The sequence below is a fragment of the Mycobacterium scrofulaceum genome, from assembly GCF_001667885.1.
GTDB lineage: Bacteria > Actinomycetota > Actinomycetes > Mycobacteriales > Mycobacteriaceae > Mycobacterium > Mycobacterium scrofulaceum_C.
In genome coordinates this window covers 221958-235331 of sequence record NZ_LZJW01000075.1, presented here as the reverse complement: position 1 = coordinate 235331, position 13374 = coordinate 221958, and the positions used below count along the sequence as shown (strand labels likewise).

The following is a 13374-nucleotide window of genomic DNA, read 5'->3' as shown; positions in this document are numbered from 1 at the left end:
TATAGAGAATACTATTCTCACAGAGCGATAGGATCTTCTCAAGCTTGCGGGGATGTCAGGTCAGCCCGGCCTGTCAGGGAAGGACGGGACGTGACCGAGCCGGCTGCGGTCGTGTTCGAGGAACGGCGTTTCAGCCTGCCTGAGCTCGACGCATTGGCCGCCGGCTGGGCCGCGATCCTGGCCAAGAACGGTGTCGCCGCGGATCAACGCGTCGCGGTCATGGCGTCCAACCGGCCGGAATTCGTCGCCGTCGTGCTTGCGATCTGGCGGCTGGCGGCAACGGCGGTACTGATCAGCCCGGCATGGAAGCGTGACGAGGTCGACCACGCGCTCGGGCTGACCCAACCCACCCACGCCGTCGGGGACCACCCGGTGCTGGCCGCCGCGATGCCGATGCTGCACCTCGACGAGCCGGTCACGCCGGGGGAGCCGACGGCCGCGGCGCCACCGCCGGGATCGGACGCCGTGTTGGTGTTCAGTTCCGGCACCACCGGGCTGCCGAAGGCCGTCCGGCACACCCATGCCGCGCTGGACGAGGCCGTGCGGCACTGGCGGGGGGCGCTGCAGCTCACGCGGCACGACCGGATTCAAATCGCCACGCCGCCGTCGCACATCCTCGGGCTGCTCAACATCCTCACGGCGCTGCGCACCCGCGCCTGCGTGCGGCTGCATCCCCGGTTCGACATCGAGCGGATGTTGCACCACATCGAAAGCGACCGCATCACCGTGGAAATGGCGGTCGCACCGATCGCGCTGGCCATCGCCTCACACCCCTCGCTCGAGTCCTACGACCTGTCTTCGCTGCGCTACATCATGTGGGGGGCCACGCCGGTCAGCGCCCACGTTGCGCAGACCGTGACCCGGCGCACCGGCGTCGGCTGGGTCCCGGCGTACGGAACCACGGAATTGCCTGTCATAGCCTGCAATCCGATCGACGGCGCCCGGTTGGACGCCGTCGGTCGCCCGGTGCCGGGCGTGCAGGTGCGGGTGGTCGCGCCGGAGACGGGGGAACCGGTCCGCCGCGGCGAGGTCGGGGAGATTCAGGCCCGCTCCTCGTCGCTGATGGCCGGTTACCTGCCAGCCGAAGCGACCAGCGAGGTGATCCACGACGGCTGGTACCGGACCGGTGACATCGGCTGGCTCGACGGCGGCGGCTGGCTGCGGATCACCGATCGACTCAAGGAGATGATCAAGGTGCGGGGGTTCCAGGTAGCGCCCGCCGAGATCGAGACCGTCCTGCACGGCCATCCAGCGGTCAAGGACTGCGCGGTGTTCGGCGTGCCGGACGGGATCAACGGCGAAGCGGTGGTCGCCGCGGTCGCGACGTGCGCACCGGTCGATGCCGGCGAACTCACCGCCCGGGTCGATCAGCGGCTGGCTTCCTACAAACACCTGAGCCGGGTGGTCTTCGTGCCCGACATTCCCCGCCTGCCCTCGGGCAAGGTGCTGCGCCGAGTGCTGAAGGAGCGCTATGGATGTACGTCTGACAGCTGAACAACAGCAATTGCGCGACGCCGCCGCAAAACTGGCCGACGACCTGGGGCCGTCGGCGGTGCAGGACCTGGACGACCAAAGCCGAATTGCGCGCCTGGACAAGCAACTTGCGGCAACTGGCTGGCGGTCGCTGCGCTCGGACGGGGCCTCCGGCGTCGAAGTGGCCATCGTCGCCGAGGAATTCGGACGGCGGCTGATCGACGCGCCGTTTATCGGCTCGGTGCTCGCCGACGATCTGACCCGCCACGTCGGCGCGGACGGTGCGGGCTCGACCATCGCGGTCGACGGCCGCGCGATCGACGCGCGCGGCGCCCGGCGGGCCCTGAGCCTCGACGGCCGCGAGGTCATCGCCGCCGACGTCGGCGACCGCACCGAGGGCGCGGACCTGACCCGTACCGACGCGATGATCGCGGGAACGCCGGTGGCTCTGGGAGAAGTGTCCCCGGACGTCGCCGCGCAATGGCGGGCGCTCGCGCTGGTCACCACCACGGCGGACCTGGTGGGCATCGCCCGGGGTGCGCACGCCGTCGCGTGCGACTACGCCAAAATCCGCGAACAGTACGGCAAGCAGATCGGGTCCTATCAAGCGATCGCCCACCTGCTGGCGGAAAGCCTTGCGCTGATTGAGGGTTCGATCAGCGTGTCGCGCCACGCCGCGTGGGCGGTCGACGAGCTGCCGCCCGCCGACGCGATCCGCGCCGCCCAGGTCGCGAAGGTTTATTGCGCGCGAGCCGCCCGAACCGTGTGTGAGACGGCGATTCAGGTGCACGGCGGTATCGGCAACACCTGGGACTGCGTGGTGCACGTCTATCTGCGACGCGCCCTGCTCTCGACGGAGCTGTGGCCCGTCGCGTTGAAGGAGATCGATCTTGGACTTTCGTGACTCACCAGATGAAGCCGCCTTCCGCGAGCGACTTCGGACCTGGCTTTCCGTGCACGCGAAAGAGTTTTCTGGGGCGGGCGACGAATACTGGGCCCGGCAGGCCGAGTGGCACCAGGCCCTGTATCGGGAGGGATTCTTCGGGCTGTCGTTCCCCCGCGAGTACGGCGGCCGGGAGCTGCCGCCCGTCTATGACGTCATCGTCGACGAGGAACTCGCCCGAGCCGGCGCACCGCCGCGGCCCAGCGTCGGCTACCTGATCTACGGAATCGGTCGGCACGCCAATGACGCAGTGCGTCAACGCTTTCTGCCCGGCATCATCGACGGCACCGAGCGATGGTGCCAGGGCTTCAGCGAGCCGGGCGCCGGCTCGGACCTGGCCTCGTTGACCACCACCGCCCGCCTCGAGGGTGACACCTACGTGGTGAACGGGCACAAGATATGGACCAGCTATTCCGACGTCGCGGACTGGTGCCTGTTGCTGGCGCGCACCGACCCGGACGCCAAACGCCACCGTGGCCTGTCGGCGTTCGTGCTGGAAATGAAACAGCCTGGCGTGCAACAGCGCCCGCTGCGCATGATCAACGGTGTGACCAACGAGTTCGGCCAGGTGTTCTTCGACGACGCGAAGATTCCTGCCGACCGGATGGTCGGTGCCCCGGGTGACGGCTGGGCGGTGGCCATGACCGTCGTCGGCCATGAGCGCGAACCGTCCACCCTCGGCTACGCCGCCCGGTACGGCAAACTCGTGCGAAGCCTGTACGCGCGCACCGATGGGCCGGTGTGCGAGGAGCTGGCCTGGGCAGCGGTCCAGTCGGAGATGCTGACGCATCACGTCCGGCGGCGGCTGTCTGAACAGCTCGACGGCGTCTCGCACGGGCCCGAAGGATCGCTCGACAAGCTGCTGATGACCTGGGTCGAGCAATCCGTCGGACACGCCGCACTGGCGGTAACCGGGACCCGCGATCCGGACCTGCTCAGCGCCTACCTGTACAGCCGCGCGCAGAGTGTGATGGGCGGGACATCACAGATACAAAAGAACATCATCGCTTCACGCATCTTGGGATTGTCCTAGTGATCGCAAGCGCGGGCGGAGCCCGGGTGAAGCGGGTCACGACCGGAGAAGGAGTGATCGCGAGCGCGGGCGGAGCCCGGGTGAAGCGGGTCACGACCATATAGAAGGAGTGATCGCGAGCGCGGGCGGAGCCCGGGTGAAGCGGGTCACGACCATATAGAAGGAGTCTGACGTGTACGACATGCCTGCCGAAATCGACGTCCAAGCCGACGGACCGCTGCGGATCATCACATTGAACCGGCCGGAATCGCTCAACTCGGTCAACGACGATCTGCACGTCGGGCTCGCACGACTGTGGCAGCGACTCACCGATGACCCCACCGCCCGCGCCGCGGTTATCACCGGGGCCGGCAGGGCGTTCTCGGCGGGCGGGGATTTCTCCTACCTCAAGGAGCTGTCGACCGATGCCGATCTGCGGGCCAAGACGATTCGGGACGGGCGCGAGATCGTCTTGGGCATGGCGCGGTGCCGGATTCCGGTGGTGGCGGCGGTGAATGGGCCGGCCGTGGGGCTCGGCTGCAGCCTGGTGGCCCTGAGCGACATCGTCTACATCGCCGAAGAGGCCTACCTCGCGGATCCGCATGTGCAGGTGGGGTTGGTGGCCGCCGACGGTGGTCCGCTGACCTGGCCGCTGCACATCAGCCTGCTGCTGGCCAAGGAGTTCGCGTTGACGGGAACCCGCATCAGTGCGCGGCGGGCTGTCGAGTTGGGCCTGGCCAATCACGTGTCGGCCGACCCGGTCGCGGACGCAACCGCTTGCGCCAAAAAGATTTTGGAGCTGCCTCAGCAGGCGGTCGAAAGCACCAAGCGGGTGCTCAACATCCATCTGGAGCGTGCGGTCTTGGCGAGCTTGGACTATGCCCTCTCGGCCGAGCAGCAGTCGTTCACCACCGAGGACTTCCGGTCGATCGTCACCAAGCTGGCGGCGGGCAAGAACTGAAGCCCACGAGCGTAACCGCACTGCGCTATTTCACGCCGGTTCTCGCAGTGCGGCTACGCTCGCGGCGAATCGTGTTGGCGCAGAAAGTCGCGCATCACCCGGTCGAACTTGGCCGGCTCCTCGATGAAGGGCATGTGGGCGCTCGACTCGAACAGCTCGAAGCGCGAGCCGGCGATGCGTTGGTGCATTTCCCACATGTGTTCGGGCACGCATTCGTCGAACCTGCCGGCAAGAACGAGGGTGGGCAGAGTGATCTCCGGCAATCGGTCGAACACGTCCCACTCGCGGATCGTCCCGACGATGTGGAAGTCACTCGGCCCGAACATCGTCTCGAAGATGTCGGTTCCCATGTTGGCGAAGGCCTCTGAAAGCTCTGGGGGCCAGGGGCGTACGCGGCAAAGATAGGTTTCGTTCCAGGTGCGGACGGCGTCCTGATATTCCGCCGTGTACGTCGTTCCGGCGGCTTCGTGGCGGTCGATCGCGGACTGGATCGCCGGATCGAGCTCGGCCTTCAACCGGGCCACCATCTGTGTGAACTGCGGGATGGAGGCGATGCTGTTCGAGAGGGTGAGACTGACGGCCTGCGAGGGCACGTCGAGCGCGTACTGCTGCGCCATCATCGCACCCCACGAGTTGCCGAAGACGTGAAATCGGTTGAGTCCGAGCCCATTTACAACCGCGTCCATCTCGGCCACCGACCGTGGCATGGTCCATAACTCGCGATTCGACGGTCGCTCGGAATTGCCGCACCCGAGCTGATCCCAGTAAACGACTTCGCGCTCGTCGGCCAACCGTTCCAGGGCGCGCAGATAGGTGTGGGGTAATCCGGGCCCGCCGTGCACGACGAGCAGCGGAAGACCCGGTCCGCCACCGACCCGGTTGAACCACACGTTGCCGCCGGGAACCGCGATCATTCCGTCCATTGCCGACGATGCCTCCTGGTTGGCGAGCCGAGCAGAGTCGCACCTTTCGATGCCGGTGTAAGCGATTGTGCGTCCCCTCGCGAGCCGATCGCTCCTTGCAACGCTGACTCTCGCAATGAGAGAATAGTGTTCTCATACTCTTGCGGGGGCTCTCGGGCACTCGCGACGCGCTCGCCGAACTGGAGAAACCCGTGCCTGAAGCCGTCATCGTGTCCGCCCTGCGGACACCCATTGGCACTGCCCGAAAGGGCACCCTGCGCGACACCAGCGCCTTCGACCTCGCCCACCACGTCGTCTCCGAGGCGGCGAAGGATCTGGACCCCGCGCGCGTCGACGACGTGATCCTGGGGGAAGGGCTCTACGGCGGCGGCGTTGTCGCCCGTCACGCGGCCATCACGGCGGGCCTGACCCACGTTCCGGGCCTGGCCAACAACCGGCATTGCGCGGCCGGGCAGGCGGCGGTGCAAGGTGCGGCGGCCAGCGTGCGTGCGGGGATGGATCAGCTCGTCATCGCCGGCGGCGTGAACTCCGCCTCGACCTCCCCGCGGTCGCGGATGCAGGTGGACGGCGAATGGGTCGATTGGTTCCCGCCGACGCACCCGGACCGTCCCGAGGCGCCGAACATGGACATGTCGATCACCGTCGGCTGGAACGCCGCGGTCAAGGCCGGTGTGAGTCGCGAGGAGATGGACGCGTGGGCGCTGCGGTCGCATCGCAACGCCATCGCCGCGATCGACGAGGGTCGCTTCAAAGAGGAGATCGTCCCGATCGAGACACCCCACGGGCTGTTCGAGGTCGACGAGCACCCGCGCCGCGACACCACCATGGAGAAGCTGGCGGCCCTCAAGCCGCTGCACCCGGAGATCGAGGGGTTCTCCATCACGGCCGGCAACGCGTGCGGCGCCAACGACGGTGCGGCCGTGCTGACCATCGCGAGCGATGAGCTCGGCCTGCCGGCGCTGGCCACGGTGCGGTCCTGGGCGTCCGTCGGGGTAGACCCGGCGATCACCGGGTTGGCGCCGGTGGATGCGATCCCGAAAGCGCTTGGCCGCGCAGGCCTTTCGGTCTCGGATGTGGATCTGTTCGAGATCAATGAGGCGTTCGCCGCGATGTGCGTGGCCACCGTCAAGCTGCTCGATCTCGACCCCGACACGGTCAACGTCAGCGGCAGCGGATGCTCGCTCGGTCACCCGGTGGCGGCGACGGGCGCGCGGATGCTGGTCACGCTGGTCTACGAATTGCGTCGCCGGGGTGGCGGAATCGGCGTCGCCGCCATGTGCGCGGGCGGCGGCATGGGGTCCGCCACCGTCATCGAGGTCCCCGCCCCGTAAATGGAGATCGCCGACCTGATTGCCGGCGCGCGCAACGGATCTCCGCGCGCGGCCGGTCGGCTCCTTTCCCTGGTCGAGGGCGAACGCCGTGACGAGGTGCTGGCCGGCCTCGAACCGTCATCGGTAAATGTCATCGGGATCACCGGGCCGCCGGGCGCGGGCAAGTCCACGACGATCGCCGCCCTGGTCGGCGCCTACCGGGAGCGGGGATTCCGGGTGGCGGTGCTGGCCGTGGACCCGTCGTCGCCGTTCAGCGGTGGCGCACTGCTGGGCGATCGGATACGAATGGCGGAGCACATCAACGACTCCGACGTGCTGATCAGGTCGGTGGCGACCCGTGGCCACCTCGGGGGGTTGGCCGCCGCCATCCCCGCGGCCATCCGGCTGCTGGGAGCGATCGGCTACCACGTAGTCCTGCTGGAGACCGTCGGCGTGGGACAGTCGGAAATCGAGATCGCCGCGGTCGCCGACCCCACCGTCGTCATCCTCAATCCCGGTGCCGGCGACGCGGTTCAGGCGGCCAAGGCGGGGGTGCTCGAAGTCGCCGACATCGTGGCCGTCAACAAGGCCGACCGTGACGGCGCCGAACAGACCGTGCGGGACTTGCGGGCCGAGACCGACGCACCCATCGTCAGCCTCGTCGCCGCGCGCGGCGAGGGCATCGCGGAGTTGATGGCCGCCATCGAGGATCACCACCGCGCCGACAGTCGCTCCCGCCGACTGGCCCGCGCCCGTGCCCAGATCTTGTCGCTGGCGCAGACTCGACTGCGGAGCCGGCCGGACCTCGACCGGCTCGCCGAGACGGTCGTCGACGGCGACCAGGACCCCTATTCGGCGGCCGAGCAGCTGCTCTCCCCGACCCCGCGCGAGCAGGCCTAAGCCGCCGCGCTGTCCCCCGATTGGGGGAACGGGGATTCATCCCCTTTGCGGACCGATCGGCGGAGTTCGGGCCGGCCCAGCCGCCCTACGTTGATCTTGTGTACAACGGCAGTCACCTCAGCCACCGAGCGGACCACCGTCCGTCGCAGCGCTCCGGCCGACGCCGCCACGATCCCGCGACGAGTTAGGAGACCCGGCACATGGCTCGCACACCCGAACTGTCGGCCGCACGCGTTGAAGAGCAGCTGGAGCTGTACCGCCAAATGTGGGTACTGCGCCTGCTTGACATGGCGTTGGAGGAGCGGCGCATCGACGGCCTGCTCAACGGGCCCATGGAGGCCGCCTTCGGCCAGGAGGCCGTGGCCGTCGGCACCATCGCGGCGCTTCGGCCGGGCGACATCTTGAACACCGCGATTCGCCACTTCCAACACGCCCAGGAGGTCGGCCTCGCCCGGCCGTTGGGCCCGGCCATCGCCGGGATGACCGCCCCGCGGCGGGCTGCGGCCGGCGGTGCGAAGGAAAGCCTCTTCGCCGCCGAATGGAAGCAGATCTTCGGCACGTCGAACCCGGTCAGGCAGTCCATTCTGTTCGCGATCGGCGACGCCTACGGGCAGCAGGTGGCCGGCGCGGGCGGAGTCACCCTGTGCGTCATCGGGGATGACGCCGCCAAGTCCGCCGAGTTTCAATCGGCCGCGCGGATTGCGGTGTCGTGGCGGCTTCCGCTCGTGTTCGTCATCGAGAGCATCCACGACGGGTCCGGTGTGCGCCGCGGGCCGCGCGACTGCTATGGGTTACCCGTCTCGTCGGTCGACGGCAAAAACGTTGCGGCAGTGCGTGCTTCGGTCGACGAAGCGGTGCAGCGAGCCGGCGCCGGCGGCGGCCCCAGCATGGTCGAGGCGGTCACCTACCGGACCAACCACCCCGCAGGGGTCGATCCACTGGTTTACGCCCGCCGCCAGCTGGCCAACATCGGCGTCGCCGCCGGGCACCTCTACGAGGTGGAACGGCAGGCTCGCCACCTGGTGGGCGAGGCCGCGGCGGTCGCGAACGCGCTCCTGCGGGCCGAGGGTCCGGCGGTCAGCGAATCGGGTCACTGGCCGGCCGCTAGCTGAGCAGGCCTTGCCGCATCGCCTCGGCTACGGCGGCCGCGCGATCGCTGACGCCGAGCTTCTCGTACAGGCGCTGCACGTGCGTCTTGACCGTCGACGGAGCCACGAACAGCTCGGACGCGATCACGGGGATGCTCTGCCCGCGCGCAATCCGGTTGAGCACCTCGCGCTCTCGCGCGCTGAGCACGGGTCCAGTGGGTTGGGCCCGGTGACGGATCTCCGCGGTGAGGCCCCCGACAAGCGCGGGCGCCACCACGTCGCGGCCCTGCGCGCAGTCGAGCACCGCCTTGACGATCTCGCTGCGCGTCGAGTCCTTGAGCACGAACCCGGCGGCGCCCTGCTGCAGCGCCTGGTACACGATGGCCGGCTCGTCGTGCGCCGAAATCAGCAGCACGCGGGTCGGCAACTCCTGACTCCGCACCGCCGCGGCCACCTGGCCGCCATCCATGCCGGGCATGCGGAAATCGAGCAGGGCGACATCGGGCCGGTGCTCTTTGATCAGTTCCAGTGCGGCCGAGCCGTCGTCGGCCTCCCCGACCACATTGACCGAACCGCTCGACGACAGCGCCCGAACGACGCCCTCACGAAACAGGGGGTGATCGTCGCCGACAACCACCCGCACCTTCTCGGGCGTTGCTGGGCCGGCCATGGCGATGAGTCTAGACCGCAACTGCGCGACAACCAGCGGAAACTCTGATGCACACCTGGGCGCTTTGCGCCGAGACGGCCGGCGCGGATGAGTACTGTGTTCGCGTGGCGTTCGCCAGTGACGCGGAACTGGATCGGGTGCGCAAGCTGCATCAGCTGCGCTCGTATCGGCTCGCGTCGGTCCTCCGCATCGGCGTGGTGGCCTTGATGGTCGCTGCGATGCTCAGTGGCACCCGCCGGTCCGAGTGGACCCAGCAATCCGTGCTGATCGTGTTGTACGGCGCGATGGCGCTCTGCGCTCTGACGCTGGCCTTCTCGCCGAGCCGACGATGGCTCACCCGGGGACGGCTGACCCGCGTCGGCCGCCTGGAGCCGTTCGCGTTCACGGTCATCGATGTGGTCGTGCTGACCGTCTTCCAGGTGTTGTCGACCAACGGGTTGCATCCGCTGCTGATCATGATGGCGCTGCCGATCCTGATCGGGCTCGACGTCTCGTCCCGGCGAGCGGCCGTGGTGCTGCTCTTCTCGATGGTGGGGTTCGCGATCGCGGTGCTCGAAGACCCGGAAATGGTCGGATCGATCGGCGTCACCGAGGCCACGTTCCGCTTCCTGCTTTACGGATTCCTCTGTGTCACAGCATTTGTCGCGGTCCGGGTGGAAGAGCGGCACACCCGCTCGGTGGCCGGGCTCAGCACATTGCGCGAGGAGCTGCTCGCGCAGACGATGACCGCTTCCGACGTCGAGCAGCGGCGGATCTCGGAATCCATCCACGACGGACCTCTGCAGGACATCTTGGCGGTGCGCCAAGAGCTGGTCGAGTTGGACGCGGCGCTGCCGGGCGATGATCGGGTAGCGCGTGCGCTGGCCGGCCTGCAGATGGCGTCGGAGCGATTGCGGCAGGCCACGTTCGAGCTGCACCCAGCCGTCCTCGAGCAGGTCGGGTTGGCGGCGGCGGTCCAGCAGCTGGCCACCTTGACCACCCAGCGATCCGACATCGACATCTCCACCGACATCGACTTCCCGATTCGCACCGCGATCGACGCGATTGTGTTCGGTGTGGTGCGCGAGCTGCTGTCCAACATCGTGAAGCATTCCCGGGCCCGGAGCGCCTCGGTAATGCTCGGCATCACCGACGGAACGTGCGTCTTGCACGTGGTAGACGACGGTGTCGGGTTCGACGACCAGACGGTGGCGCGCCGCCTCGGCGAGGGGCACATCGGATTGGCGTCACACCGGGCCCGCGTGGAAGCCGCCGGCGGGACGTTCGTCTTCCTCGACGCCCCAGCGGGCACCCACATCTGCGTCGAGTTGCCGATCCCGAACTAAACCGCGGTCTGCCGGCCTTCTCCGGTCTTGATTTGCCCTGCGGCAATGTGTTGCATGAAGGGCATGACACGTTCCGCCGATGAGCTGGTCACGGAGTTCTGCAAACGTTGGGCATCGCCCGACCCCGACGAGATCGCCGGATATTTCACCGAAGACGCGGTGTACCACAACATCCCAATGGCTCCAGTGCATGGCCGCGAGGCGATCCGTGACTTCATCGCGGGTTTTCTCGCCGCGTTCGACGGAATCGACTTCAACGTTCACCGTCAGATCGCCGACGCGACGTTCGTGATGAACGAACGCACCGATGTCATGCGCCGCAAGGACGGCGGAACAATTCCCTTGCCGGTGATGGGTGTCTTCGAAGTGCGAGACGACCGGATCGCCGGGTGGCGCGACTACTTCGACATGGCGGCCATCACCGACGCGTTCGGTTAGCGCTACTCGAGGTCGACGGACTTCCCGGTAGCGGCCGCGTGGCCGGCGCGGTAACCGAAAACCATTGCCGGGCCCAATGTCCCGCCGGCGCCGCCGTAGGCGCGGCCGGTGGCCCCACCCATCGCATTTCCGGCGGCGAACAGGCCCGGTAGGGGCTCGCCGCCGACGTGCAGCACCCGCCCGTCGCGGTCGGTGCGCGGACCGCCCTTGGTGCCCATCGCGCCGATGCACACCGGCACCGCGTAGAACGGGGCGGTGTCGATCGGGCCGAGGGTCTTGCCGGCTGGAGTGGCCGCTTTGTCGTCGCCCCAGTAGCCGTCGTAGGCGCTCGAGCCGCGCCCGAACTCGGGGTCGGCCCCGGCGGCCACGTGACGGTTCCAGTCGTCGACGGTGCGGATCAGGCCGTCCGCGTCGATGCCGGTCTTCGCGGCCAGCTCGGCGAGGTCGGCGGACTCGCAAAACCAGTCCGGAACGGGCTGTCCCGGTTCGACGCCCAGGAATCCGTAGCGCTGCAGGTGGATTGAGTCGAACACCATCCATCCTCGGTCGTTGACGTACCCGCCGCGGGGATCGAGGTAGTGGAAGGCGCCGGCCATGGAGTTGTAGTCGCACGCCTCGTTGACGAAGCGCCGCCCCGCCGAGTTGACGATGATGCTCCGCGGCCGCGTTCGCTCCAGGCGTACGCTGCGGCTGCGTTGCCTGCCGTCGATCGTGTCGCCCGGAATCTGGACGATCGGCACCCACCAGGCCTCGCCCATGTTGGCCAGTTCCGCGCCGTGCGCCATCGCCATGCGCAGGCCGTCTCCGGTGTTGTTGGGCGGAGACACCGCGCCGTGCATCGGGCCACGCAGGAACGCCTGCACCAGACCCGCATCCCATTCGAAGCCACCGACACCCAGGACGACTCCGCGGCGCGCGCGCACCCGGATGCTTCGCTCGGCCAACGCGATGCGCACCCCGACGATCTCGCCATTCTCGGCGATGAGCTCTTCGGCCCGGGCGTCAGTCCGGGGTGTGACCCCGGCATCCAGCAATCCGTTGAGCAGACCCGCGATCAACGCCGTCCCGGCGACGCAGAGGTCGCTGCCTTGGTCGATCGTCACGTGCAGGCGGGCCCTCGTTTCCGCATCGATACCGACGTTGGACCAATCGGCCGGGAACGCGGTGATCCGGCGACCCCACTCGCCGAGCCGGTTCAGATCGAACGGCCCCGCGGTGAGGGACCGGCCGCCGCCGGGCTGCCCTCCCGGCAGCTCGGGCCGGTAGTCCGGAAAGCCGGTGGCGATCTCGAAGCGCAGCCCGCTGTGTGCCTCGACGAAGTCGAGCATTGCGGGACCGGTGTGCACGAAGGTCTCGACCAGCTCGTCGTCCATCGAGCCCAGGGATTGCGCGCGCAGGTATCGCAGCGCGTCCGCGGGCGTCAATTCGCCCTCGGGAGAACGGTTGTGGGCGGGGATCCACACCACGCCGCCCGACACCGCGGTGGTGCCGCCGATGGTCGGCGCCTTCTCGAAAACCTCCACCGACGCGCCGGCCCCGCCGCCGGTGAGCGCGGCGGTGAGCCCGGCGCCTCCGCTGCCGAGGACGACGACATCGGCTTGCATGTCCCACGGCATGAATTGCTACCCCTTCAGCTCAGCAGGTCGGACAACTGTTTCGCGGCTTTGACGACCGCATCCTTTCCGCGCATCACGACGTCTTCCCGGTGCGAGATCAGGTTGATGCAGGTTGGCGGCGACGGCGGGGGGCGGTGCACCGCCACGGCGAGGCCGTAGGTGTTCGGCTCGATCTCCCCGTACGTGGTCACCCAGCCGCGCTCGCGCGCGCGGGTCACCAGGTCTCGCTCTCCCGGGCGCGGCGGCATGCTGGCGAGCAAGGCGATCCCGGCGGCGCCGCGGTCCAGCGGATATCGGCTGCCTTCATGGAAGGACAGTTGGTAGGCCACATGGCTTGGCACGATCACCGCGATGGCCACCTGCTGGTCGCCCTCGGCGATGAGCAACGAGACCGTGGTGCCGAGCTCGTCGGCCAGGGCACGCAGCGTCGGAAGGCTGACTTGGCGCACGTTGCGGTCGAATGCGGCGCCCAGAACGGCGAGGCCGGACGCGGGGCGGTAGCGGCCGTCCTCCCCCTTGGCCAACAGCCGAAACTCGGTCAGCGTTGTCAGCAATCGGTAGGCGATCGTGCGATGCACCCCGACCTGGTCCGCCAGCTGTTGCACGGTGAGGCCGCCGGGCGAATCCGCCACCATTTGCAGCGCCGTCAGTCCCCTGGCCAGCGTCTGCGAACCCGTGCCCGAACCCGTCACAGCCTTGACAGACCTAGACGCGA

13 protein-coding genes are annotated in these 13374 nt (G+C 68.3%); 9 read left to right on the top strand and 4 right to left on the bottom strand.

All coding sequences use genetic code 11. The annotated features are described in order from the left end of the window. The first annotated feature begins 90 nt into the window (after positions 1-90). From A5681_RS11585 to A5681_RS11570, 4 genes are all read left to right on the top strand, one after another. Complete coding sequence (locus A5681_RS11585) at positions 91-1494, top strand: class I adenylate-forming enzyme family protein (protein WP_067273939.1); 1404 nt, start codon at positions 91-93, stop codon at positions 1492-1494. Further along, entirely contained in the window at positions 1472-2377 is a 906-nt protein-coding gene (locus A5681_RS11580; RefSeq protein WP_067273936.1) for an acyl-CoA dehydrogenase family protein, read from the top strand. The genes A5681_RS11585 and A5681_RS11580 overlap by 23 nt, the downstream gene beginning before the upstream one ends. Then, the gene (locus A5681_RS11575; protein WP_067273934.1) at positions 2364-3449 is read left to right on the top strand and encodes an acyl-CoA dehydrogenase family protein; all 1086 of its coding nucleotides are present in this window, start codon (positions 2364-2366) and stop codon (positions 3447-3449) included. The genes A5681_RS11580 and A5681_RS11575 overlap by 14 nt, the downstream gene beginning before the upstream one ends. A 172-nt stretch (positions 3450-3621) precedes the next feature. After that, positions 3622-4389, top strand: coding sequence for an enoyl-CoA hydratase/isomerase family protein (locus A5681_RS11570; RefSeq protein ID WP_067273931.1), 768 nt, complete (start codon positions 3622-3624; stop codon positions 4387-4389). 53 nt (positions 4390-4442) lie between these two features. Here A5681_RS11570 and A5681_RS11565 read toward each other — a convergent pair whose 3' ends face one another. Further along, on the bottom strand, positions 4443-5312 hold the full coding sequence (locus A5681_RS11565; RefSeq protein WP_419866312.1) for a proline iminopeptidase-family hydrolase: 870 nt from the start codon (positions 5310-5312) through the stop codon (positions 4443-4445). Between the two features lie 191 nt (positions 5313-5503). Between A5681_RS11565 and A5681_RS11560 the strand changes: the two genes are divergently transcribed. The 3 genes from A5681_RS11560 to A5681_RS11550 all read left to right on the top strand — a co-directional run bounded on the left by A5681_RS11560 (position 5504) and on the right by A5681_RS11550 (position 8634). Then, complete coding sequence (locus tag A5681_RS11560; protein WP_067274146.1) at positions 5504-6643, top strand: thiolase family protein; 1140 nt, start codon at positions 5504-5506, stop codon at positions 6641-6643. After that, positions 6644-7522, top strand: a complete 879-nt coding sequence (meaB, locus tag A5681_RS11555; protein ID WP_067273928.1) for a methylmalonyl Co-A mutase-associated GTPase MeaB — start codon at positions 6644-6646, stop codon at positions 7520-7522. It abuts the gene before it with no gap. Between the two features lie 200 nt (positions 7523-7722). Then, positions 7723-8634: a thiamine pyrophosphate-dependent enzyme gene (locus tag A5681_RS11550; protein WP_231996285.1), complete on the top strand. Its 912-nt coding sequence runs from the start codon at positions 7723-7725 to the stop codon at positions 8632-8634. Here the strand turns inward: A5681_RS11550 and A5681_RS11545 are convergent. After that, positions 8627-9280: a response regulator gene (locus A5681_RS11545; protein WP_067273925.1), complete on the bottom strand. Its 654-nt coding sequence runs from the start codon at positions 9278-9280 to the stop codon at positions 8627-8629. The genes A5681_RS11550 and A5681_RS11545 overlap by 8 nt on opposite strands. Positions 9281-9384: 104 nt before the next feature. On the opposite strand from A5681_RS11545, the gene A5681_RS11540 reads away from it, so the two are divergent. Together A5681_RS11540 and A5681_RS11535 are read left to right on the top strand one after the other, a co-directional pair. Then, positions 9385-10605 (top strand): sensor histidine kinase, encoded by a 1221-nt coding sequence (locus tag A5681_RS11540; RefSeq protein WP_067274140.1) that lies wholly within the window; start codon positions 9385-9387, stop codon positions 10603-10605. Between the two features lie 63 nt (positions 10606-10668). Continuing rightward, positions 10669-11043 (top strand): nuclear transport factor 2 family protein, encoded by a 375-nt coding sequence (locus tag A5681_RS11535; protein WP_067274137.1) that lies wholly within the window; start codon positions 10669-10671, stop codon positions 11041-11043. 2 nt (positions 11044-11045) lie between these two features. On the opposite strand, the gene A5681_RS11530 is transcribed toward A5681_RS11535, so the two are convergent. Together A5681_RS11530 and A5681_RS11525 are read right to left on the bottom strand one after the other, a co-directional pair. Further along, entirely contained in the window at positions 11046-12659 is a 1614-nt protein-coding gene (locus A5681_RS11530; protein ID WP_067273922.1) for an FAD-binding protein, read from the bottom strand. A 14-nt stretch (positions 12660-12673) separates the two neighbouring features. Next, positions 12674-13351: an IclR family transcriptional regulator gene (locus tag A5681_RS11525; RefSeq protein WP_067273918.1), complete on the bottom strand. Its 678-nt coding sequence runs from the start codon at positions 13349-13351 to the stop codon at positions 12674-12676. Between the last annotated feature and the right edge of the window lie 23 nt (positions 13352-13374).